The sequence below is a fragment of the Taklimakanibacter deserti genome, from assembly GCA_003574785.1.
This window is the reverse complement of record QORU01000003.1, coordinates 438,989-461,774: the sequence shown is the minus strand read 5'-3', so window position 1 is coordinate 461,774 and position 22,786 is coordinate 438,989. Positions and strand designations below refer to the sequence as shown.

The window sequence follows — 22,786 nt, the reverse complement described above, 5'->3', positions numbered from 1 at the left end:
AATATTTGATCAAAGTCAACATCGATTTTCGAATTGAAGATTTTTTTTCAAAATGGGATGGTGCGTCGAGATGGGGGGAGCTGCCGCGGCATGCGCGAGACCGAGACCAAGAAGGGCCTGAAAGCAAGAATAGCGGAGCTTGCGGATGAGCTGACCGCCAGCGAGCGCAAGATCGCGGGCGTTATCCTCGCCGACTATCCTTATGGCGGCCTCGTCCCCATACAGGAGCTCGCCAGGCGAACGCGCGTCAGCGCGCCGTCGATCACGCGCTTCGTCGCCAAGATCGGCTGCAACGGCTATCAGGAATTCCAGCGCCAGCTGATCGGCGAGCTGAAGCAGCGCGAGCTTTCGCCGATCGAGCTGAAGGTGACCGAGGCGCCGGCGCGCGGCGCCCATTTCCTGATCGACTACACCCATCGGCTCATGCGGCAGATGAAGTTCATGGCCGAGAACATGCCGCTGCAGCAGTTCGACAAGGTGTGCTCGCTGCTGACCGACACGTCGCGCAACATCTTCATTCTCGGCGGGCGCGTGACCGACGGCATCGCCTTCCTCCTGTCGATCCATCTCCACCAGATCCGCAGCCGCATCTACCACTTGCCGTCGAACGCGGAGCTCTGGCCGGAATATGTCCTGCGCATGCGCAAGCAGGACGTCGTCATCCTGTTCGACGTCCGCCGCTACCAGCCCAATCTGGCCGAGCTCGCGCGCGTCATATCCGAGCAAAGACAGTCGATCGTCATTGCGGTCACCGACAAGTGGCTGTCGCCGGTTGCGGCCCACAGCACGCATATCTTCGCCGTGCCGATCGAGCTCAAGACGGCCTGGGACACCCAGGTCTGCCTGCTCACTCTGGTCGAAGCCATGATCATGCGCGTGTCGGAGGCCGACTGGCCAGCCACCCGCAAGCGCATCGAATCCTGGGATCAGATTCGCTTTTCACTGTCCAACCGGAAGGTCGCAAAGAAAAAGAAAGTTGCAAGCGAGAAATGAGGAGTGGTATCTGATCTCCCTCAGCACGTACGTTGAGTAGGCGTGCCGTCAGCTCATACGAAATATTCGTCGTTGCTAACCAGCTCACCTTCCAGCGCTTCGCTAGGGTGTGCTGCCGGATTGCGTGGCATGAGGATGGCTTTTTAAATGCTGACCTGCCGGATCTTGGGCGCCCAATCACATTGGTTGTTCACTCGCACTTCGCATGCACGCACTCAGAGCCCAAGGATTTTCGTGCACCGATATTCGCACCAGGCTTGGCAGTCTTCTCCGACCGCCCATATCACTTCGGCTACTGCCGCCATTCCGCGGGAGTCAGTTTGTCAAGCCATCGAGGTCGTCGACAATTGGCGTGAGCGAGCACCTCAGTCGACAATCACGTGAATCCGCACCGGGCCTGGCAAGTCCTCCACATAAGCGCGGGCCGCCCAGCGCTCCTCGGCTTCACACTGCAGCTTTTCCGCAGGCGTCAGTTGATCAAGCCAGTGAGGACGTGGACCCGTCGCCGTCGGCCAAGTCGTCGCCCAAGCCGTCATTTTTGCGTACCAGCCACTACCGTTGTCATGGACTTCCTGATCAATAGACTGTTCATCCGTCATCTTGGGCCGCCATAGAATTGACGATTCTGCCTGGCGTTAAGCTCGATGAGCGCTCGAACGAGATCTTTGGATTCTTTTCGGCCAGGCCGGACAGACCCGTCTCGTGCGCTCGATAAGACACGTGTGATAGACTGAAGTGAATCGGGGATTGGCCTGACGCCGGCTGCGAGAAGTGCAGACGCAAGCTTTCTTGTATTGCCGGAACCGCTCCACGGATATGCGCTGATGGAGGTATACGCGCCACGAGGGTCCCTCGCAGGTACCTGCGCCTTCGAAGGATTGTCCCCTCCTGTAATCGCTGTGACCGCGGTAACTGCAGGGATACCGAGCGGAACGCCGTTGACCTGCAGTATTTTTGAGACAATCGGGTGCTTGTTTATGATTTCTCTCAGGAACTTGGCAGTTTTTGGTGCAATAGTTTTTATTGTATTGGGATTGACGATGGCTGTTCGAATGGCTTCAGCCATTCTTTCTCGTCCGTACGCATCCCTTTGGTAGCCAACCGATTTTGGAGTGATTAGAGGCATTCGGTTCGGCTGGCCGCTTATGTTTTCACTGAAAATCCCATCCAGTTCTTGAGTAAGGCCTCTCGTTGTCTGCCGTCCTGTAGCGTAATCGATAATGTGACCAAGTTCATGCGCTAGCACAACATTGGTCTGATCCTGGGGTAGGCGATCCCAAACTTTTATCCAAATGGGAACACCGTCACGGGTCGCAACTGCGCCCAAGGAACGGCCAGGCAACTCGCTTTTATGAACCCTTAGAATAGGTACCCTGAAATCATCTTCAATGATGGAACGGATTGTATCTGGCGTTAGGCCTTGGTCCTTTTCGCCCTTCTTTCGTCTTCCCGCGATCTTCTTTGATACAAGATCATTGCCACTGATATCCTTTAAGAGGTTTCCCGCTTCGTCGGCAACACCCCCATCTGGATAGTCAAGTGCGAATTCGCGCGGTGGCTTGCGTAGTGGCCCATATTGTACCATCCACGGGCTTGAACGGGCCCAAAATTCGCCCGGCCTGGGCTCTTCGAAGACAATATTATCCCAGCCCCCTGGTTTGCTTCCTGGCATTTGAGGCAGTGCGTCCTCCACTGCCTCAATCGTTCTTATTTGAGGAATTTGTTCGCCGAACGGACCCGCCGTGAATTGAGCCTGTCGTGTTGCCGGCGTTACGTTGATTCCGTTTCCTGTGGCGGCAGTTGCATTGGGAGTCCTGGAAGAACTCGCAAAATTCTCGACAACGTCGTCATAGTGGCCCTTGCGATTCATTGCTCCGGTCAGCATTTTCACAGGCTTGCCGGCGAAGGGCGCAAAGGTCATCACGCCAGGCAAAACAGCATCCTTGTACCGGCCTTCGCCGAGGGCTCGCGGCGTGTCGTATGCACCAAATAACGTGCCGCCGAAGAAGTCCGCATAATTCATCAAGTTGTCGACGCGGTGCTTCCCTTCGGGATCGCTGCCATAAATTCCATATAGGACGTCGGCCAGCCTATCGCGCGGAGTTGGCATGTAGTTGCGGAGCGACCCTACGCTGTCCGGAGGTATTTTATCTTCAGTTATCGGAGAGGCGAGAAACCTTTCGATATGCTTTGCGGGATCCGTTGGAATCACGTGGGTAGCGCTCTTGCTCTCAAAGGTCTTCGGCCAAGTCGCGTTCGGGAATAGTCTGGCAAACTCTTCATCGGTCATAGCCCATCACTCCATTTTCAGGGCCTTATACGTTTTTAACGTAAAAATGTCAATGGTAAAGCGTATGACCGGGCCACTACGCTAGTTAATGTCATAATGAACGAGGCTCTCCACACCCGCCGTCGTCAGCTCTTCATCCGCTCCCCCTTGGGGTCGAACAAGGGTTCGCGCTGCGGCCGGGCGTTGTAGCGCCTGCCGATGATCTCGATCTCGAAGCCGTCATCCACCTCAGCGATCTCCTTCGGCACATAGCCCAGCGCCACCGAGCGGCCGACATGATGGGCATAGCCGCCGGATGTGATCCAGCCCACGACGTTGTTCCTGTGCCAGACCGGCTCGTCGCCGATCACATCGACATCCTTGGTGTCGACAGTGAAGGTAAGGAGCCTGAGCTTGCCGCCGGTCTCCTTCTCCTTGAGCGCCCCATCGCGGCCGATGAAATCGTTCTTCTTGAAGGACACGAAGCGGCCTAAGCCCGCTTCGAGAGGACCATAGATCGGGCGATATTCGCGCGCCCAGGTGCCCCAGGATTTTTCGAGCCTGAGCGACATCAGCGCCCTGCCGCCGAAATGGGCAAGCCCCAGATCGCGCCCCGCTTCGACAATCATGTCATGCAAGGTCGTGAGGTAATCGGACCTGACCCAGATCTCATAGCCCAGATCGCCGGTGAAGGAGACACGCCCGACCTTCGCCGGCACGAGGCCTAGATCCATCTCGCGGAAGGCCATGAAGGGCAGTGCCGCATTTGACACATCCTGATCGGTGAGCTTCGCCAGGAGCTCGCGCGATTTGGGACCAGCGATTGATAGCCCGGTGAGTTCGGTGGTCAGTGGACGCACCGCGACACTGCCATCCTTCGGCAGATGCGCCTCGAACCAGCGCATGTGGTAATTCTCGGCCGGACCGGATCCGAAGATGTAGAAGCGCTCGTCCTCCGCCTTGGCGACGGTAAAATCGCCGATGAGCTTGCCGGCCTCGTTGAGCATCGGTGTCAGCACCAGATGGCCCTTGGCCGGCATGCGGTTGGCGAGAAGCTGCGACAGCCAGGGCTCGGCGCCGGCGCCGGTGATCTCGTATTTGGCATAGCCCGTGATCTCGATCACGCCGACGCCATTGCGCACCGCGCGGCACTCATCGCCGATGATCGGAAAGGCGTTGGAGCGGCGGAAGGTGATCTTCTCCGTGGGCTTCTTGCCTTTGGGCGCGAACCACAGCGCCTGCTCGAGGCCGTAGCTCACGCCGAAGAAGGCGCCCATCGCCTTGAACCGGTCATGGAGCGGGCTCGTCCGCAGCGGCCGCGCCGCGGGCAGCTCCTCGTTCGGGAAGGTGATGCGGAAGCGGCGTCCGTAATTTTCGATCACCTTCTTCGAGGTGTAGGACATGTTGGCCCATGAGCCGTAGCGCGCCACATCCATCGCCCAGATGTCGAAGCCTGGATCGCCATCGACGATCCAGTTTGACAAAGCGAGGCCGACGCCGCCGCCCTGGCTGAAGCCTGCCATCACGCCGCAAGCGACCCAATAGTTGCGCAGGCCCCGGATCGGGCCGACCAGTGGATTGCCGTCGGGCGCGAAAGTGAAGGGCCCGTGGATGACATTTTTGATTCCGGCCTTGGCCAAAGCGGGATGATGCTGGAAGGCGCGTTCGAGATTGGCGGAGATGTGATCGAGATCGGGCGGCAGAAGCTCGGTCGAGAAATCCCAGGGGGCGGCCTTCGGCGACCATGGCCTTCCATTGGGCTCATAGGTGCCGACCAGCGCGCCGGTGCGTTCCTGGCGCATATAGAGCTCGCCGTCGAAATCGATGCAATGCAGCATCTCGCGCCCGTTTTCCTTGTTGAAGGCGACGACTTCCGGAATCTCTTCGGTGATGAGGTACTGATGCGCCATGGCAAGGATCGGCAGCTCGAGGCCGACGAAACGCCCGACCTCGCGCGCCCAGAGGCCCCCCGCATTGACCACATGCTCGGCATGGATCGTGCCCTCTTCGGTGACGACGTCCCAGCTGCCGTCCTGGCGCTGTACCGTGTCGGTGACCCTGTTCTTGCGGATGACCTCAGCCCCCTGGATGCGCGCCGCCTTGGCATAGGCATGGGTCGTGCCGGCGGGATCGAGATGGCCTTCGAGCGGATGGAACATCGCGCCGATGAACTGCTTCTCGTCGAGCAAGGGCCAGTATTTCTTCGCCTCCTTCACCGGGATCAGCTCGGTCGGGACGCCCAGATAGCGGTTGCGCGCATGCGCCATCTTGAGCCAGTCCCAGCGGTCGCGATTGGAAACGAGCATCACGCCGCCGGTCAGATGGATGCCGGTCGCCTGGCCTGAGATCTCTTCGATCTCCTTGTAGAGGTTGATCGTATATTCCTGCAGCTTGGCGACATTGGGATCGCCGTTGAGCGTGTGAAATCCACCCGCCGCATGCCAGGTCGAGCCCGAGGTCAGCTCATCGCGCTCGATGAGCACCACGTCCTTCCAGCCGCGCTTGGTGAGGTGATAGAGCACAGATGCACCGACGACACCGCCGCCGATGACCACAACACGAGCCTGACTGCGCATGGGATTCCTTGAAAAGACGGGGATAATCCGGCTGGTTCTAGCGAATGCCCGGAAGCCTCGCAACGGCGGTACGGCGTCTCACCGGTGAGAAGTTTTCAACCCTGCCCCGAGCGCGGCGCAGCCTGTAGGCTTAGGCAAGCGATGCGCTATCTGCTGGCCGTCCTCTTCCTTGGGCTGAGCCTGGTTCTGGAAAGTCGGGCCGGCGATGCTGTTGTCGATCTCGAGCTCGTGCTCGCGGTCGATGCCTCGGGCAGCGTCAATGACGCGGAATATGCGCTCCAGCTTTCGGGCATTGCCTCAGGGTTCCGCGATCCCGATGTCCGCAAGGCGATTCGCTCGGGTCCGGCCAAGGCGATCGCCGTCAATCTCCTGGTCTGGGCCGAGCCGCAGGTTCCCAAGGACATGACTGGTTGGTTCATCATCGCCTCAGAGGCTGATGCCGAAAATTTCGCCCGGATGGCCGAAGCCTTTCCACGCCGACAGACGGGTGCGACCGCGATTGGCGAAGGCATCGCCAGCGCCCTGCGCAGCCTCGAGGCGAACGGCATCGAAGCGCCGCGCCAAACCGTCGACGTCTCGGGCGACGGCCGCGAGTCGGTCGCGCGGGAATTCACCGTGCTCGTCGACCAGGCGCGCGCCATGGCTCTGAGCCGCGGGGTGGTGGTCAACGGGCTTGCCATCCAGAACGAGGTCGGCGATCTCGCCGACTATTATCGCAAGAATGTCCAGGCGGGGCCTGAGAGCTTCGTGATGGCGGCGAAGAGCTACGAGGATTTCGCATCGGCTATGCGCCTGAAGCTCCTGCGCGAGATCGAATACCGTCCGCACATTACGTCCCTCGATTAGTCTGCCGGATGAAGTCGATGAAGGCGCGCAGAGCGGGACGCATCTGGCGCTGGCGCGGATAATAGACGAAGAAGCCGGGATAGGCCGGACAACAATCCTCGAGCACACGGACCAGGCGGCCAGCCGCAAGATCCTCTCTTACCCGGTCTTCAAAGACATAAGCGAGCCCCAGCCCGGACTTCGCGGCTTCCACGACGAGGTTGCCGTCATTCAGGATGAGCGAGCCCTCGACGGCAACTTCGATCTCTTTTCCGTCCTGGGCGAGTTCCCATTGATAGAGGCCACGTGGAAATCTGAGACCGATGCAATTGTGATGCTGCAGGTCGGCGGGTGATTGCGGAATGCCTTTGGACGCAAGGTAACCAGGCGTCGCCACAATGACACTCCGCAGATCGCCGCCGATGCGCACCGCGATCATGTCCTGCTCGAGGCTTTCGCCGAGACGGATACCGGCGTCGAAATTGTGAGCGACGATGTCGGTAAAGCTGTTGTCGACATGAAGGTCGAGAGTGATGCCAGGAAAGCGCTCATGGAAACTGGTGAGATGCGGGATGAGCAGGAAGTCCGCGGCGGATTGTGGCAGCGTCAGCCGCAGGACGCCGGCCGGCTCGTCGCCGACGTCGGAGAGGCCGGCCAGTGCTGCATCAATGTCCCTGAGCGCTGGACCGAGACGCGCCAGGAGGCCGATGCCGGCGTCGGTCGGCGCAATGCTGCGCGTCGTGCGGTTGAGGAGCCGCACGCCCAGACGCTTCTCGAGATTGGCGATGCCATGGCTCACCGCCGAGGGCGATATGCCGATGGCCTTGGCGGCACCGCGAAATCCGCCATGCACCACGACTTCGGCAAAGAGCGTAAGGCCTGCGAGATCGCTTCGCTTCATTGATGAACAGAATAGAACAACCTGTTCATCATTGCACGACTTATCGAACAAATGCCTTGGCACCAAATAGGGATGACTTTCCAAAGAGGAGAATATCAATGAAACATCGCAAGCTCGGCGCCGACCTCACCGTTTCCTCAATCGGCCTCGGCTGCATGGGCATGACCTATGCCTATGGCGGCCAGGAAGAGGCGAAATCGCTCGAGACGCTGCGTCGCGCCGTCGATCTCGGCGTCACTTTCTTCGACACCGCCGAAGTCTATGGCCCCTTCGACAACGAGATCCTGCTCGGCAAGGCGCTCACGGGCCTGCGCGACAAGGTGGTGATCGCGACGAAATTCGGCTTCACCTTCGACAGGAACCGTGGAGGTCCCTCCCCCATCACCGGCGTCGACAGCCGACCTCAGCACGTGAAGGACGTCGCCGATGCCTCGCTGAAGCGTTTGGGGATCGACGTGATCGATCTCTATTATCAGCATCGCGTCGATCCCAACGTGCCGATCGAGGACACGGTGGGCGCCATGGCCGAGTTGGTGAAAGCCGGCAAGGTGAAGGCGCTCGGCCTTTCGGAAGCCAGTGCCGCGACCATCCGCCGGGCGCACAAGGTTCATCCCATAGCGGCCGTGCAGAGCGAATATTCGCTGTGGACGCGCGATCCGGAAGCGGAGGTGCTCGCCGCTTGCCGCGAGCTCGGCATCGGCTTCGTCCCCTATAGCCCGTTGGGCCGCGGCTTCCTGGCCGGCGCCATCCGCAGCACCGACGCCTTGGGCGACAATGACTGGCGCCGCACGCAGCCGCGCTTCCAGGCCGACACCATCAAGGCAAACCTGTCATTGGTGGAGACGCTCGAGAACCTCGCGCGCGACAAGGGTGTGACCACGGCCCAACTGGCCCTCGCCTGGGTTCTGCATCAGGGCGATTTCATCGTGCCGATTCCGGGCGTGCGCAAGGTAAAGCACCTCGAGGAGAATATCGGCGCGGTCGATGTGACGCTGACACCCAAGGAGCTCGCCGCCATCGCCGCGGCCGTTCCCAAGGAAGCCGTCGCCGGCAAGCGCTACACCGAAGAAGGCCTCAAGCTCGTCAACGCTTAACGCCTACGCAGCGACAAACGGATTGATGATTCTGAGCTGGTGCTCGATCATCAATCCGTGGTGCATATCTTCCGACCATAGCGTTTCACATCCGGCTTCGAGAGCAGCGGCCACGATCATGGCATCATAGACCGAGAGCTTGTGATGTTCCGCCAGCGCAAGACCTCTATCATGGAGTTCCTTGGTCAGCGGACAGACCTCAAGAAGGGAGCAGACCGTCGACAGGAACTGACGAAGCTCACTCCATGGCAGCGTTCTCTTCCGACGCGCTACATTGGCGAGTTCATTCAGCACTTGCACGCTGACCGTCCCGCCTTCTTCAATGAGCACCCCAGCGCGATCGGCTTTTGCCTGATCATCTGACAACAGATACACCAACACATTGGTGTCAAAGAAACTACCGGGCATTCGCATCTTCGCGATCGAATTTGAAGTCCGCAGGGAGTCGACCACGAAATTCGCGAAGCCGCTTCAGCAAATCCTTACGACTGGGCTTGCGCTCTATGCCGAAGCTGCGCACATCGTTGACATGGATTTCGATCTCATCACCCTCTTTCAGTTCAAGAGCTTCGACCACAGTGGCGGGCAGCCGAACCGCAAGACTATTGCCCCATTTGGCGACTTGCATGGTCATTCTCCATGATATACATGAAATAAATGTATATCATGGAATGCCCTTTTTCAAGGCATTCGTCGGCTAATATAGCCTTCCGCCATTGGGCACTTTGCGCTCGATGGCGGCCAGCACCACTTCGCCCTCGCTGTCGGGAAAGCCGAGGGTCAGCACTTCCGACATGAACTTGCCGATCTGGCGCGGCGGGAAGTTGACCACCGCGGCGACCTGCCGCCCGACCAGCTCCTCGAGCCGGTAGTGTTTGGTGATCTGAGCGGAGGATTTCTTCACGCCGATCTCGGGACCGAAATCGATCTGCAGCTTGAAGGCGGGCTTGCGCGCTTCCGGAAAAGGCTCCGCCGCGATGATGGTCCCGGCTCTGACGTCGACTTTGAGAAAATCGTCGAAGGTGATCGGCGCTGGCTTGTCAGTCGGCTGTGTCATGGGCCTGTGCTTTTGAGGATGTCCGCTCTTCCCTGAGGCTGCGGAAGACGCGGGCAAAGCCAGAGCACAAGGCGATCGGCGTTTCAAGCCGGTTCATCAGCGCCTCGCCGTCGCGGAGCTTGCGGTCGAGAGCGGCCATGGTGCGCGCCAGGCCGGCATCGTCGTCCTTGAGCCAGATGCGCAAGGTGTCGGTCGCAATCTTGGCCAGGCCCAATTTGGCAACGTCGCCGGTGAAGCCGGAGAGCTTGATATCGGCGGCGGCCAGCATCCAGCCCTGCGTCGTGAGCGAGGACGCCAGGAGGTGGAGCCATTCGGCCGGCCCGTCGGCCGGGGCCTTGGCGATATTGGCGATCGCCGCCTTGTAAGGCGCCAGCAACTCGAACCGGCGCAGCATGATGTCGAACAGGCGGTCATGCGCATCGCCTTCGACGGGATCGCTGGTGAGCGAGGCCAGAAGCTCAACGTCCATCCGCCGGGCAAAGGCCTCGAGGATCTGGGGCTTGCCGGAGACGTGCCGGGCAAGCTCGGCGAGGCTGACGCCGGCGGCCTGGGCTATGTCGGTGAGCGTTATCTCCGGCCACGGCTTGTCGGCCGCCAGACGCAAAGCAGCATCGACGATGAGGTCGCGCGTTTCATTGCTCATGGAAAAGAGTTTAGCGGACTAAGAATGCGGCGTCAGCTTGCCAATTCGCGCGAGCGGCGGGTTGCCGCAGCGATGGCCTCTTTCATCAAGGGCTCGAGCCCGTTTTCGGCCATCAGCACCTGGAGCGCTGCATAGGTCGTGCCCTTGGGGGAGGTCACATTCTGCCGGAGCGTCGCGGCCTCTTCGCCGGTCACCCGCATCAGCTCCCCTGCCCCCGCCACCGTCGCCCGCGCGAGCTTGACGGCGACGTCCTGCGGCAGGCCGGCGGACACGCCGGCGGCGGCGAGGCATTCGGTGAGATAGAAGACATAAGCGGGGCCAGAGCCCGAAACGGCGGTAGCGGCGTCGATCAGCCCCTCGTCGGCGACCGTCACGACTTCGCCTATGGCCGAAAGCAGGCTGGTGGCCAAAGCGAGCTGGGCCGGCGAAACATTCCCGTTCGCCGCCATCGCTGTGATGCCGCGGCCGACCGCGGCCGGCGTATTCGGAATGGTACGGATGATGGCGGCATCTTCGCCGAAATGCCGGACGAAGGAGGCGATCGTCTTGCCGGCGGCGACCGAGACCACCAGCGGCTGCGACGCCTTGAGGCTCGCGACCCCGGGCAGCACGTCCTCCATCACTTGCGGCTTGACCGCGACGAGCACGACCTCGGCATCCTTCACCGTCGCCACCGCCGGATTGTGCCTGATGCGATGCATTTGCAGAAGCGCCAGGATCTCGGGCGGCGGCGAGGGATCGAGCGCCACCACCTGCTGCGGCGCGACACCGCTCTTGAGCCAGCCTTCCAGCATGGCGCCGCCCATCTTGCCGGCGCCGACCAGAACCAAGGTACCCTTCAATGCAATTGTCATGCCTCGCCTACGGTGTCGAGAAGGCTAGCCTCCAGAGCCTCCTCGGCGCTCTTTCCGGCCCAGATGACGAATTGTAGAGACGGGAAATAGCGCTCGCAAGTTTCTATGGCGATCCGTATCAGCGCCTCGCATTGCGCATCGGTGGCGCGGGCTCCGCCGCAAAGGATGAGATTGTTGCGCAAGAGGACCGACCCGTCCTGGCGCCAGATGTCGAAATGGCCGAAATAGAGCTGCTCATTGATCAGCGTCAGAAGCCGTCCGATCTCCTCGCGCCGGTTCATCGGCACTTTGAGATCGTAGCTGCAGGCAAGATGCAGGCTCTCGAAATCTTCCCGCCAATGGATGCTAATGCTCATATCGCCCCAGGCGGCGGCGACGATCATGTTCACTTCGTCTTCCGCCGAACGGTCGATGAACCAGTCATGGCCGTGCGCGATATGCTCCACCCGGTCGAGCGGGTTGGAAGTGTCCTTATAGAGCGATTGCAGGCCCGCCATTCACCAATTCCCAGCGACGAATCAATTCGTCAGTCCTGGGACGGACCGTGCCCAAGCGTTTGAGTCGCTTCAAGCCGCGCGTTAACCATGGAGGTGATTCCTCCACAATGGATTTCATGGCCGTCCTTGAGGCGGCCATCCAGATAAAGGATTTAAGCCGCCCTCGAGGCGGCCATCCAGGCAAGGGAATCGAAGCGTCAGTGAGTCGCAGTCTCGCCGGGCGATTCGCCCTGCTGGCTGCCGGCGGCCGGCGGTGTCACACCGAGCCGCGCCTCGAGCACCGCGATACGTTGATGGAGGCGATCATTTTCCTCGCGTGCCTTCTGCGCCATCTCGCGCACGACATCGAAATCTTCGCGCTTCACGACGCCCACATCATTGAGGACGCGTTCGACTTGCGCCTTCACGAGCGTATCGATCTCGCGCCTGACCCCTTGCGCCGCACCGGCGGCATTGGTGGCGAGCTTGGCGAGTTCGTCAAAGAACCGGGATGATGTCGTGGTCATCGAGGATCCTCCAAAAGCAAGGGAGCGAAATACATAGGACGCCGACGCTGTGCAGCTGAGCGGCCCTGTGCTCCGGTGCCCTGACAATTAGGTATGGGAGCGATGCAATTCAAGGTGAATCGCTTGACCCCGGATGGCCCGACCTTAAGGTCGAGCCCCCATGATCGACTTTCCCAATATCGATCCCGTCGCCTTCTCCATCGGCCCCTTCGCCGTGCGCTGGTATGCGCTGGCCTATATTGCCGGTCTCGTTTTCGCGATCTGGTACGCCAAGCGCCTAGTCGCCACCAAGGCCTTATGGGCCGACCGGACGCCCACCATCACGCCCCAGCAGGTCGATGATCTCTTCATCTGGATCGCGCTCGGCGTCATCCTGGGCGGCCGGATCGGCTATGTGCTGTTCTACAATCCGCTGCATTTCGCGGCGAACCCGCTCGACATCTTCAAGATGTGGGAAGGCGGCATGTCCTTCCATGGCGGATTCCTGGGCGTGGTGGTGGCGCTGCTCATCTATGGCAAGCGGCACGGTGCCACGCTCGATCGGCTTCTGGATCTCGGTGCCGCCGCGACCCCTGTCGGCCTTGGCCTCGGACGGCTCGCCAATTTCATCAATGGCGAGCTTTACGGGCGCCCGGGCGACGTCCCCTGGGCGATGATCTTCCCCAACGACCCGCTGCAGGTGCCGCGCCATCCGAGCCAGCTCTACGAAGCCATCCTCGAAGGCCTGGTGCTCTTCCTCATCGTGCGCATCGCCACTCATCGCTTCCAGGCGCTGGCTCATCCCGGCCGCGCTTCCGGGCTCTTCGCTCTCGGCTACGGCCTGTCGCGCATCATCGTCGAATTCTTCCGCGAGCCTGACGCCCAGCTCGGCTACTTCGCGGGCTTCATCACCATGGGCATGATCCTCTCGCTGCCCCTGGTCGCCATCGGCATCTGGCTGCTCTTGCGGTCGCGCCATACATGAAGAAGCCGACGCCGCTCGAGAGCCTGATCGTCGCGATGATCCGCGAGGACGGGCCGATGCCGCTCGATCGCTATATGGCGCTCTGCCTCGGCCACCCGCTCCATGGCTACTACATGTCGCGCGATCCTTTCGGGCCGGACGGCGATTTCATCACCGCGCCCGAGATCTCGCAGATCTTCGGCGAGCTTGTCGGCATCTGGTGTGCTGCCGCCTTCCAGGCCTTGGGCACGCCAAGTCGATTCAGCCTGATCGAGCTCGGGCCGGGACGCGGCACGCTGATGAGCGACGTGCTCAGGGCGACCCGCGTGATGCCCGGTTTCAACGACGGCGCGCAGATCCACCTGGTCGAGACGAGCCCGACCTTGCGCAAGCTGCAAAGCGAGAAGCTCGGCGCTCAAGTCACTTGGCATGAGACCGTCGACAGCCTGCCCGACGGCCCTTCGATCATCATCGCCAATGAGTTCTTCGATGCCCTGCCCATCCGTCAATATGAGTTCCACCAGGGGCAATGGATGGAGCGGCGCATCGGCTTAAGCGCGGATGATCGTCTGGTGCTCGGACGCACGGCCTTTCCGCTCGCTGGACCGCCCGCGAGCGAGGGCGCCATATTCGAGACGGGGCCCACGCGAGACGACATCGCGCGCCGCATCGGCGCTCACCTGGCGCGGTTCCCCGGCGCCCTCATCGTCTTCGACTACGGCCATGCGGCTTCCGCGCTCGGCGACACGCTGCAGGCTGTGCGCCGCCATAAATTCTGCAGTATCCTCGACCGGCCGGGCGAGGCCGATCTCACCTCGCATGTCGACTTCGAAAGCTTGAGGCGCGCTTTGACGCAAGGCGGCGCTGTCATTTTTGGGCCGATCACCCAGCGGCAGTTCCTGCTCGCCATGGGTATCGAGACACGTGCCGCCTTGCTCAGTCGCAAGGCCAAGCTCGCGGAACGCAAGATTATTGCCCATGCGACGGAACGGCTTGCCGGAGAAAATCAAATGGGTAACCTGTTCAAGGTTATGGCGGCCACATCGCCTGGACTAGCAACGCCTTATCCTTTTGGTTCGCCATGATCGAAGCTTCACAACTCACATCGGCAAAATCCCTTCGGCATGGATTCTTCACCCGCCAGGGCGGCCATTCCTCGGGCCTCTTCGCTTCGCTGAACTGCGGCTTCGGATCGGGCGACGACAAGCAGGCGGTGGCCAGGAACCGCGCCGCCGCCGGCGAAAGGCTCGGGGTCGCGAACGATAAGCTGCTCACCGTATGGCAGTGGCACAGCCCCGACGTCATCGTCGCCGAAACGCCCTGGAACGTGCTCAAACCGCCCAAGGGCGATGCCATCGTCACCACGAGCCCCGGCCTTGCCATTGCCGTCCTCACCGCCGATTGCGCGCCCATTCTCTTCGCCGATGCTGAAGCGGGCGTCATCGGCGCGGCGCATGCCGGCTGGAAAGGCGCCCTTGCCGGTGTCAGCGATGCAACCATTGCCGTCATGGAAGAGAAAGGAGCGCGGCGCGAGCGCATCACCGCCGTCATCGGCCCGACGATCTCGCGAGATGCCTATGAGGTCGGCCCCGATTTCGCCACTCAGTTCATCGCCGAGGCCCGGGACAATGCGGATTTCTTCACGCCCTCGCCGCGCGCCCGCCACCACATGTTCGACCTGCCGGCCTATCTCAAGCGCCGCCTGACGCGGCAAGGTGTCGGCGAGGTCGTCGACATGGGCCTGTGCACCTATGTCGACGAAGATCGTTTCTACAGCTTCCGCCGCGCCACGCATCGCAACGAAAAAGACTATGGCCGCCAGATTTCCGCCATCGTGCTGTCGCGCTGACAATCAAGACATCGAGTGAGGGGTTATGGCACTGCATTTTGATCGCAAAGAATACCGGACGCGCATCGCCAAGGTGCGCCGTGCTCTGGAGGCAGAAGGGCTCGACGGCCTGCTGATGTTCCAGCAGGAGAGCATGTATTATCTCACGGGCTACGACACTTTCGGCTTCTGCTTCTTCCAGTGCCTCTATCTCGGCACCGACGGCAAGCTGGCGCTCCTGACCCGGGCACCCGATTTGCGCCAGGCGCAGCACACCTCCATCATCGAGGACATCCGGATCTGGACCGACGCCGCCGGCGCCAAGCCCGCCGAGCAACTGCGCGACATGCTGGCGAGCCTGGGCGCCAAGGGCAAGCGCCTCGGCATCGAGACCAATTCCTACGGCCTCACGCATTTCAACGGCAAGGCCGTCGATCAGGCGCTTTCAGGTTTCTGCACGCTTACCGAGGCGACCAACCTCGTCGATCGCATCCGGGTGGTGAAATCGGACGCCGAGCTCAGCTATGTGCGCAAGGCCGGCAAGCTTGCCGACCTCGCGCTCGAGGCCGGCATCGAGGAGACCCGCGCCGGCGCCGATGAGGGCCGTATCCTGGCGGCCCAGCAAGCGGCGATTTTCGCCGGCGGCGGCGATTACCCGGGCAATGAATTCATCATCGGTTCCGGCCGCGATGCGCTCTTGAGCCGCTACAAGGCCGGCCGCCGCAAGCTCGCGAAACGCGACCAGCTCACCCTCGAATTCGCTGGCGTCTACCGCCATTACCATGCGGCGCTGATGCGCACGATCGTCATCGGCAAGCCCGGCAAGGCGCATGAGAAGATGGATGAGGCCTGCCGCGCCGCGCTCAAGGCCTGCGAGGCGGTCCTGCGCCCCGGCAGGACCGCGGGCGAGGTGTTCGACGCTCATGCCCGCGTCATGGACGAGCATGGCCTGAAGGCGCACCGCTACAATGCTTGCGGCTATTCGCTGGGCGCCAAATTCACCCCGAGCTGGATGGACTTTCCGATGTTCTTCACCGGCAATCCGGTCAAGCTCGCGAAGAACCAGGTCTTCTTCCTGCACATGATCCTGATGGACAGCGTCACGGGCCACGCTTTCAGCCTGGGCAGGACTTACATCGTGGGCCGTGATAAAGCTGAGCCCTTGTCAAAGTATCCGTTGCGGATGATCCTGCGCTGAGGTCATGGGAGACGTTCTCACCATAGGTCCAGCCCGGTTGCGGCAAGGCACCGTCCTTGTACTAATGGTCCTGTGCCTGGTTTTGCTTGCCGCCTGCGGCGGCGGCGGGTCGAAGCCTTTCGCCAAGGGCGAAGGGACGCCAGGTCCAAGCGGCAAGACCGTGCCGCCGATCGCGCTCGTTCAAGTGACGGGATTGCCTGCGGCGAAGCTTGCCCAGTTGAAGGACGCGCTCGCCATTGCCGCCGGCAAGCGTGACATGGCGATCATCGACAGCAAGCTCGACAGCTCCACTCTCTCGCTGACCGGCAGCTTCACCATGGTTCCCGATCCCTCGGCGGTAAAGCTCGGCTACAATTGGACGCTGACCGATCCCAAGGGCACCGTGCTGCACACGATTTCGACCGAGGAAGTGGCGCCGGGGGCACCCGCGGGCGATCCGTGGCTGCAGGTCACGCCGACGGTGATCCAACGCATTGCCGCCTATACCGCCGAGAGCCTGTCGAGCCGGCTGTCACAGCTTGGCTATGCGACGGAAGTGGGCGGCATCCCGCCGCCGCTCGAGACCTATGCCAAAGCCGGCCCCGATGCCGACAAGGATATCGATTACGAGACGCTCTATGGACCAGGGAAGGGACCGACGGCCGTAGCCGAGGCCCAGCCGCCCGCGGAGGGCAAGACTGCGGCCCTGGCCGCCGCCGAAGCCGAGCCTGCAGATGACAAGGTGGTCGCGACGGCGGCCAAGCCCGTCAAGGGAGATGGCAGTGGCCGTAAGCAGATCGGCGCCGTCGTCGTCCTGCCGGTGAGCGGCGCGCCCGGCACCGGCAATGCCGATTTGACCAAAGCCATGCGCCAGACCCTGGCCGATGCCGGATGGCCGGTGCTGACGAGCCCCCGCGAGGATGCGCTCACGATTCTGGGCCATGTGAAGCTTGGACCGAAGGCGGCGAAGAGCCAGGAGGTGGCGCTGGCTTGGACGGTCAAGACGCCGGACGGCAAGACGCTTGGCACGGTGAAACAGGCCAATAAGGTGCCCGTGGGGTCGCTGGAAGGCGGTTTCGGCGACAATGCGCTCTTTGCCGCACAGGCAGCTGCCTCCGGCATCTACGACCTGGTCAAGAAATACCGCTGATTTCCTTGAGGGTTAGAGTTTTCTCGCAGCTGTGGAATGTTAAGGAAAATACACCACCTGCCCTTTGCGCCAGGCCCGACCTGTTGATATAGAGCCGCCAGAGATTTCCTGCCAAAGAGGGCCGGCCCTTCATGAAAATCATCAGCGGAAACAGCAATCGGCCGCTCGCCGAAGCCATTTCCTCTTACCTGAACCTGCCGCAGGCGAAGGCGGTGGTGAAGCGCTTCGCCGACATGGAGATCTTCGTCGAAATCCAGGAGAATGTGCGCGGCCAGGACGTGTTCATCGTCCAGTCGACGTCCTTCCCGGCCAACGACCATCTTATGGAGCTTTTGATTATCGTGGATGCGCTGCGCCGTTCTTCCGCGCGCCGCATCACCGCCGTCGTCCCCTATTTCGGCTATGCCCGCCAGGACCGCAAATCCAGTCCGCGCACGCCGATCTCCGCCAAGCTCGTCGCCAATCTGATCACCCGGGCCGGCGTCGACCGGGTGCTCACCCTCGACCTGCATGCCGGCCAGATCCAGGGCTTCTTCGACATCCCGACCGACAATCTCTTTGCCGGCCCGGTTCTGGTGCGCGATATCAAGGACCACTATGACCTGCGCAACACCGTCGTGGTGTCGCCCGATGTCGGCGGCGTGGTGCGCGCCAGGGCGCTCGCCAAGCGCATCGGCACGCCGCTCGCCATCGTCGACAAGCGTCGCGACCGTCCGGGCGAGTCGGAAGTGATGAACATCATCGGCGACGTCAAGGACCACTCCTGCATCCTGATCGACGACATCGTCGATTCAGGCGGCACCTTATGCAACGCCGCCGATGCCCTGCTGGCGCAGGGAGCGAAGGATGTCGCGGCCTATATCACCCACGGCGTCCTGTCGGGAGGCGCCGTCGCGCGCATCACCTCATCGAAGCTCAAATCGCTCGTCATCACCGACTCGATCCAGCCGACGGAAGCGGTGAAGGTCGCCCGCAATATAAGGGTGATCTCGATCGCCCCCTTGATCGGCGAGGCAATCGGGCGCACCGCGCGCGAGGAGTCGGTGTCGAGCCTGTTCGACTGAGCTGCTTCGGCCCCCATGACGATCGACATTGCCGTTGAACGCTTCCACAGCGCGCATCAGCTTCTCGGCCGGCATTTGCGGCCCTCGCCGCTGATCGAGCTGGACCGGGTCGCATCGGTGGCAGGCCATGCCATCATGGTCAAGGCCGAATGCCTACAGCCGACCGGCTCATTCAAGGTGCGGGGCGCCCTGCATGTGCTGGGAGGCCTCTCGCAGGATGAACGCCGCCGCGGCGTCATAGCCTATTCGACCGGTAATCACGCCCAGGCCGTCGCCATGGCTGCTCGCCGTTTCGGCACCTCGGCGGTCATCGTCATGTCGCCTGACGCGCCGAAGCCCAAGATCAAGACCACACGAGACCTGGGCGCCGAGATCCTGATGGCCGAGCCTTCATCGGCCGCGCGGCGCACGCTCGCCGAGCAGATCGCGCATGAACGTGGTTTGAAGCTCGTGCCGCCTTTCGATGATGCCGATGTGATCACTGGCCAAGGCACGATCGCGGTCGAGCTCACCCAGCAGATCGCGGATGCGGCAGCGGTGCTCGTGCCCATTGGCGGTGGCGGTCTGATTTCGGGCATCGCCGCGGCCCTGAAGCAGCTCAAGCCGGCGATACGGATCCTTGGCGTCGAGCCCGAGCTTGAGAATGATGCGGCACAATCTTTCCGCGCGGGGCAGCTCGTGGCGCTCCCTGGTCCGAGCGCCAGTAGCGCCGATGCGATCAAGGTCCAGAAATTGGGTGACCTGACCTTCCCTCTGATCCAGCGCCATGTCGACGACGTCGTCACGGTCACGGAAGAGCAGATCGCCCACGCCATGCGGGTGGCGCTGGCCAGCGGACGCTTATGGCTCGAACCCGCGGGCGCGGTCGCCCTTGCCGCCGCCTTGGCTTTCGGCGGGCTGGCCGACCGACGGGCGCCGCTGGTGGCGATCGGCAGCGGCGGCAATGTCGACCTGGCACGGGCCCATGCGCTCATCCAGGCCGCGTCGCAAGGAGATTGATATGGCTATGCGCTTTGCATGGCCGTGATCAAGGACCGTCTATTCGGTTCCTCACTATTCAGCAGCAACCCGGGGCCGTGCTGATTTTTTTATTGTGACCGGCTTCAGCCCCAACCCCAATGCCTTCAACACCTTGAGTACAGCTGCGAAGCTTGGATTGCCGTTCTCCGAGAACGATTTATAGAGGCCTTCTCTGGTAAGCCCGGTTTCCCTGGCCGTCTTCATCATGCCATGTGCGCGGGTGGCGGCACCGATGGCATTGGCAATGACGACATGGTCATCCAGGTTCTCTTCGAACACGATTTCGAGGAATTGGCGGATCTCTTCCGGGGTACGGAGAAATTCAGCCGCATCGTACTTTGAGAATTTCTCGGCCATAGGGTTCATCCCTTCCAGTCTTGAGCGATCTGCTTCGCCCGCTTGATATCGGCGGCCTGCGTCGATTTATCTCCACCGCACAGCAGGAAAACCGAACCGCGGCGCACGAAATAGACCGGTATCCAGGGCCATAGTGAATTCTCAGTTCGCTGACACCTTCACCAACCGGGGCGACATCACCCATATTGCCTGCTTGCAGGCGGAGAATACGGGCTGATGCGAAGCCGGGCTTGGTGATCCCGGAGGTTGTTCAACCAGTCCGCAAAGGCTTGCGATCTGAGGATTTCAACCATGAAGAATGTAAATCACAGTTCACGGCGTGTGTAAACCATATTTTACAGTATCTTCCGAGACAACCTTCTGCCAACTCGGGCATTGGCCCCCGGATAGTCCCGGGTTGCTTCTCCGGGGCTAAATCTGTATATCCGCCCGCGCGTGGACGCCGGTCACCCCTGGAGGAAGGTCCGCGCAATCCATATCCAATCGGAGTTGAGAATGTCCAAGATCATCAAGCTTAAGGCCACGGCGCGTGGCGGGGCTGGCAAGGGGGCCGCCCGGGCAGTTCGCCGTCAAGGTCTCGTCCCCGGCGTCGTTTATGGCGACAAGAAGGAGCCCCAGAATATCTCCTTCGTCTATAACGAGTTGCAGCCGCATGTGAATACCGGCCGCTTCATGTCGACCCTCGTCGACCTCGAAGTCGACGGAACGGTCGTCCGTGCCATCCCGCGCGACATCCAGTTCGAGCCGGTGCGCGACTTCATCAGCCATGTGGACTTCCTGCGTCTCGGCAAGAACGCCCGCATCCATGTCGAAGTCCCGGTCCACTTCAAGAACCACGTCGACTCGCCCGGCCTCAAGAAGGGTGGCGTGCTCAACATCGTGCGCCATGAGATCGACCTCTATTGCCCGGCCGACTTCATCCCGGACGAGATCCTGATCGATCTCACCGGCCTCGAGATCGGCCAGTCGGTCCACATGACCGCGGTGAAGCTGCCGGAGAATGTGACCTCGGCAGTTCGCGAGAAGGATTTCACGATCGCGACGATCGCCGCTCCTGCCGGGCTCAAGGAGGAAGAGGAAGAAGCCGCTGCCGCTGCTGCCGCGGGCGAAACGCCCTCCGCAGAAGTCCCGGCGACCGCCCAGAAGGCGCCTCCCGCGGCTCCGGGTGCGGCTCCTGCCGCCGGCAAGGATGCCAAGGCTGCCGCCGCGGCTCCCGCCGCCAAGGCCGGCGCTCCGGCGCCTGCCGCCAAGGGTGGCGACAAGAAGAAGTAACCCTGCGCCTCCCGTTCCCGAGGGGACGGAAAGGTTTGGGAGGGCTCAATGCTTCTTCTGGTCGGGCTCGGCAATCCCGGGTCCAAATATGCGGCCAACCGGCACAATATCGGCTTCATGGCGGTGGACGAGATCGTCCGCCGCCATGGCTTCGCAGCGTGGCGCAAGCGCTTCCAGGCCGAGACGGCGGAAGGCACGCTCGGCGGCGAGCGCGTCTTGGCGCTGAAGCCGCAGACCTACATGAATGAATCGGGCCGCGCCGTCGGCGAGGCGATGCGCTTCTACGATCTGGCGCCCGATGACGTCGTCGTTCTCCATGACGAGATCGACCTGCCGCCGGCCAAGGTCAGGCTCAAGACCGGTGGCGGCAGTGCCGGCAACAACGGCATCCGCTCGATCGATGCTCATATCGGCAATGACTATCACCGCGTGCGGCTCGGTGTCGGCAAGCTCGAGGTGAAGGGCACGGCTCATATGCATGTGCTGGGCGATTTCAGCAAAGCCGACAAGGCCTGGCTCGAACCGCTTATCACGACGATCGCCGAAAATGCCCCCCTGCTCGCGGCGCATGATTTTGCGACCTTCCAGAACCGGGTGCATCTGGCGCTCAACCCTGAGCCGGAAAAACCGAAGCCCGTCAAAAAGGAGAAAGAATAATGGGTTTCAAATGCGGCATCGTCGGCCTGCCCAATGTCGGCAAATCGACCCTGTTCAACGCCCTGACGCAGACCGCGGCGGCGCAGGCCGCGAACTATCCCTTCTGCACCATCGAGCCCAATGTCGGCGACGTCGGCGTTCCCGATGAGCGGCTCGACAAGCTCGCGGCGATCGCCAAGAGCGTGCAGATCATTCCGACGCGCCTGACCTTCGTCGACATCGCCGGGCTGGTGCGCGGCGCCTCCAAGGGCGAAGGCCTCGGCAACCAGTTCCTCGCCAATATCCGCGAGGTCGATGCCATCGCCCATGTGGTGCGCTGCTTCGAGGATGGCGATGTCACTCATGTCGAAGGCGGCGTCGACCCTATCCGCGATATCGAGACGATCGAGACCGAATTGATGCTGGCCGATCTCGACAGCCTGGAGAAGCGGACGAGCACTCTCGAAAAGCGCCTGCGCGGCGGCGACAAGGAAGCCAAGGAGCAGTTCGACCTCGTCAAGCGCGCCCTCGTGCTGCTGCAGGAGGGCAAGCCCGCGCGGCTCGTCGACAGGAAGCCCGAGGAGGAGAGAAACTTCCGCATGCTGGGCCTGTTGAGCTCGAAGCCCGTGCTCTATGTCTGCAATGTCGAGGAGGCGTCGGCCGACAAGGGTAATGAATATTCCGCGCGGGTCATCGAGCGTGCCAGGGAGGAAGGCGCCGAAGCGGTCGTCGTTTCGGCCAAGATCGAAAGCGAGATCGCAGTCCTGCCGGCGGCCGAGCAGAGGGATTATCTCGACACCATGGGCCTTACCGAACCCGGCCTCAATCGCGTGATCCGCGCCGGCTACGAGCTTCTTCATCTCGTGACCTACTTCACCGTCGGGCCGAAGGAGGCCCGCGCCTGGACCGTCACAAGGGGCACCAGGGCGCCGCAGGCAGCGGGCGTCATCCATACCGATTTCGAGAAGGGCTTCATCCGCTCCGAGACCATCGCCTATGACGACTATGTCGGTCTCAATGGCGAAGCGGGTGCGCGCGACGCCGGCAAGCTCCGGCTTGAAGGCAAGGACTATGTCGTGCAGGACGGCGACGTCCTGCATTTCCGCTTCGCCAACTAGAGGACG

General features: G+C 61.8%; 25 protein-coding genes and 1 pseudogene. 13 read left to right on the top strand and 13 right to left on the bottom strand.

Features of this window, described 5'->3' with window-relative positions:
* Window positions 1-90 precede the first annotated feature (90 nt).
* A complete protein-coding gene (locus DS839_RS08385) occupies window positions 91-993 on the top strand; it encodes a MurR/RpiR family transcriptional regulator (RefSeq protein ID WP_119269832.1) in 903 nt (300 codons plus the stop codon).
* 365 nt (window positions 994-1,358) lie between these two features.
* Here DS839_RS08385 and DS839_RS08380 read toward each other — a convergent pair whose 3' ends face one another.
* From DS839_RS08380 to DS839_RS08375, 3 genes are all read right to left on the bottom strand, one after another.
* Window positions 1,359-1,592: a hypothetical protein gene (locus DS839_RS08380; RefSeq protein ID WP_119269831.1), complete on the bottom strand. Its 234-nt coding sequence runs from the start codon at window positions 1,590-1,592 to the stop codon at window positions 1,359-1,361.
* Entirely contained in the window at window positions 1,589-3,283 is a 1,695-nt protein-coding gene (locus DS839_RS36360) for a hypothetical protein (RefSeq protein WP_162918384.1), read from the bottom strand. The genes DS839_RS08380 and DS839_RS36360 overlap by 4 nt, the downstream gene beginning before the upstream one ends.
* A 125-nt stretch (window positions 3,284-3,408) precedes the next feature.
* The gene (locus DS839_RS08375; RefSeq protein WP_119269830.1) at window positions 3,409-5,838 is read right to left on the bottom strand and encodes a GcvT family protein; all 2,430 of its coding nucleotides are present in this window, start codon (window positions 5,836-5,838) and stop codon (window positions 3,409-3,411) included.
* Between the two features lie 141 nt (window positions 5,839-5,979).
* Here DS839_RS08375 and DS839_RS08370 point away from each other — a divergent pair, with 141 nt between their 5' ends.
* On the top strand, window positions 5,980-6,684 hold the full coding sequence (locus DS839_RS08370; RefSeq protein ID WP_119269829.1) for a DUF1194 domain-containing protein: 705 nt from the start codon (window positions 5,980-5,982) through the stop codon (window positions 6,682-6,684).
* On the opposite strand, the gene DS839_RS08365 is transcribed toward DS839_RS08370, so the two are convergent.
* Window positions 6,668-7,564, bottom strand: a complete 897-nt coding sequence (locus tag DS839_RS08365; protein WP_119269828.1) for a LysR family transcriptional regulator — start codon at window positions 7,562-7,564, stop codon at window positions 6,668-6,670. The two genes, DS839_RS08370 and DS839_RS08365, sit on opposite strands and share 17 nt — an antisense overlap.
* Before the next feature lie 98 nt (window positions 7,565-7,662).
* Here DS839_RS08365 and DS839_RS08360 point away from each other — a divergent pair, with 98 nt between their 5' ends.
* Window positions 7,663-8,658, top strand: a complete 996-nt coding sequence (locus DS839_RS08360; RefSeq protein WP_119269827.1) for an aldo/keto reductase — start codon at window positions 7,663-7,665, stop codon at window positions 8,656-8,658.
* Window positions 8,659-8,661: 3 nt separating this feature from the next.
* Here DS839_RS08360 and DS839_RS08355 read toward each other — a convergent pair whose 3' ends face one another.
* From DS839_RS08355 to DS839_RS08325, 7 genes are all read right to left on the bottom strand, one after another.
* Window positions 8,662-9,066: a PIN domain-containing protein gene (locus DS839_RS08355; protein WP_119269826.1), complete on the bottom strand. Its 405-nt coding sequence runs from the start codon at window positions 9,064-9,066 to the stop codon at window positions 8,662-8,664.
* Window positions 9,056-9,286: an AbrB/MazE/SpoVT family DNA-binding domain-containing protein gene (locus DS839_RS08350; RefSeq protein WP_119269825.1), complete on the bottom strand. Its 231-nt coding sequence runs from the start codon at window positions 9,284-9,286 to the stop codon at window positions 9,056-9,058. Before DS839_RS08350 ends, DS839_RS08355 begins: the two co-directional genes overlap by 11 nt.
* A gap of 69 nt (window positions 9,287-9,355) precedes the next feature.
* The gene (locus DS839_RS08345; protein WP_119269824.1) at window positions 9,356-9,715 is read right to left on the bottom strand and encodes a tRNA-binding protein; all 360 of its coding nucleotides are present in this window, start codon (window positions 9,713-9,715) and stop codon (window positions 9,356-9,358) included.
* Entirely contained in the window at window positions 9,699-10,358 is a 660-nt protein-coding gene (locus tag DS839_RS08340; RefSeq protein WP_119269823.1) for a TetR family transcriptional regulator, read from the bottom strand. Before DS839_RS08340 ends, DS839_RS08345 begins: the two co-directional genes overlap by 17 nt.
* Before the next feature lie 32 nt (window positions 10,359-10,390).
* Window positions 10,391-11,212, bottom strand: coding sequence for a pyrroline-5-carboxylate reductase (gene proC, locus DS839_RS08335; RefSeq protein WP_119269822.1), 822 nt, complete (start codon window positions 11,210-11,212; stop codon window positions 10,391-10,393).
* Window positions 11,209-11,709, bottom strand: coding sequence for a type III secretion system chaperone family protein (locus tag DS839_RS08330; protein ID WP_119269821.1), 501 nt, complete (start codon window positions 11,707-11,709; stop codon window positions 11,209-11,211). Before DS839_RS08330 ends, proC begins: the two co-directional genes overlap by 4 nt.
* Window positions 11,710-11,906: 197 nt before the next feature.
* Complete coding sequence (locus DS839_RS08325; protein WP_119269820.1) at window positions 11,907-12,215, bottom strand: accessory factor UbiK family protein; 309 nt, start codon at window positions 12,213-12,215, stop codon at window positions 11,907-11,909.
* A 160-nt stretch (window positions 12,216-12,375) separates the two neighbouring features.
* On the opposite strand from DS839_RS08325, the gene lgt reads away from it, so the two are divergent.
* The 7 genes from lgt (at window position 12,376) to DS839_RS08290 (ending at window position 19,376) form a co-directional block, all read left to right on the top strand.
* Entirely contained in the window at window positions 12,376-13,179 is an 804-nt protein-coding gene (lgt, locus tag DS839_RS08320; RefSeq protein WP_119269819.1) for a prolipoprotein diacylglyceryl transferase, read from the top strand.
* On the top strand, window positions 13,176-14,243 hold the full coding sequence (locus DS839_RS08315; RefSeq protein ID WP_368911350.1) for a class I SAM-dependent methyltransferase: 1,068 nt from the start codon (window positions 13,176-13,178) through the stop codon (window positions 14,241-14,243). Before lgt ends, DS839_RS08315 begins: the two co-directional genes overlap by 4 nt.
* Window positions 14,240-15,007 carry a peptidoglycan editing factor PgeF gene (gene pgeF, locus DS839_RS08310; RefSeq protein WP_119269818.1) on the top strand — a complete coding sequence of 256 codons (768 nt, stop codon included), beginning with the start codon at window positions 14,240-14,242 and terminating at the stop codon, window positions 15,005-15,007. Before DS839_RS08315 ends, pgeF begins: the two co-directional genes overlap by 4 nt.
* A 25-nt stretch (window positions 15,008-15,032) precedes the next feature.
* Window positions 15,033-16,184 (top strand): M24 family metallopeptidase, encoded by a 1,152-nt coding sequence (locus DS839_RS08305; protein WP_119269817.1) that lies wholly within the window; start codon window positions 15,033-15,035, stop codon window positions 16,182-16,184.
* Window positions 16,185-16,188: 4 nt separating this feature from the next.
* Window positions 16,189-17,313 (top strand): hypothetical protein, encoded by a 1,125-nt coding sequence (locus tag DS839_RS08300; protein WP_162918383.1) that lies wholly within the window; start codon window positions 16,189-16,191, stop codon window positions 17,311-17,313.
* A 131-nt stretch (window positions 17,314-17,444) separates the two neighbouring features.
* A complete protein-coding gene (locus DS839_RS08295) occupies window positions 17,445-18,377 on the top strand; it encodes a ribose-phosphate pyrophosphokinase (protein ID WP_119269815.1) in 933 nt (310 codons plus the stop codon).
* A 15-nt stretch (window positions 18,378-18,392) separates the two neighbouring features.
* Window positions 18,393-19,376, top strand: coding sequence for a threonine ammonia-lyase (locus DS839_RS08290; protein ID WP_119269814.1), 984 nt, complete (start codon window positions 18,393-18,395; stop codon window positions 19,374-19,376).
* Between the two features lie 54 nt (window positions 19,377-19,430).
* Here the strand turns inward: DS839_RS08290 and DS839_RS08285 are convergent, their stop codons facing one another.
* Window positions 19,431-19,754 (bottom strand): addiction module antidote protein, encoded by a 324-nt coding sequence (locus DS839_RS08285; RefSeq protein WP_119269934.1) that lies wholly within the window; start codon window positions 19,752-19,754, stop codon window positions 19,431-19,433.
* Window positions 19,755-19,759: 5 nt separating this feature from the next.
* Window positions 19,760-20,047 (bottom strand): annotated as a pseudogene (locus DS839_RS08280) (type II toxin-antitoxin system RelE/ParE family toxin).
* Between the two features lie 202 nt (window positions 20,048-20,249).
* Between DS839_RS08280 and DS839_RS08275 the strand changes: the two are divergent.
* From DS839_RS08275 to ychF, 3 genes are read left to right on the top strand one after another with little or no spacing between them, the layout of a single operon-like run.
* The gene (locus tag DS839_RS08275; protein ID WP_119269813.1) at window positions 20,250-21,026 is read left to right on the top strand and encodes a 50S ribosomal protein L25/general stress protein Ctc; all 777 of its coding nucleotides are present in this window, start codon (window positions 20,250-20,252) and stop codon (window positions 21,024-21,026) included.
* A 48-nt stretch (window positions 21,027-21,074) separates the two neighbouring features.
* A complete protein-coding gene (gene pth, locus DS839_RS08270; RefSeq protein ID WP_119269812.1) occupies window positions 21,075-21,683 on the top strand; it encodes an aminoacyl-tRNA hydrolase in 609 nt (202 codons plus the stop codon).
* Window positions 21,683-22,780: a redox-regulated ATPase YchF gene (gene ychF, locus DS839_RS08265; protein ID WP_119269811.1), complete on the top strand. Its 1,098-nt coding sequence runs from the start codon at window positions 21,683-21,685 to the stop codon at window positions 22,778-22,780. The genes pth and ychF overlap by 1 nt, the downstream gene beginning before the upstream one ends.
* Window positions 22,781-22,786 lie beyond the last annotated feature (6 nt).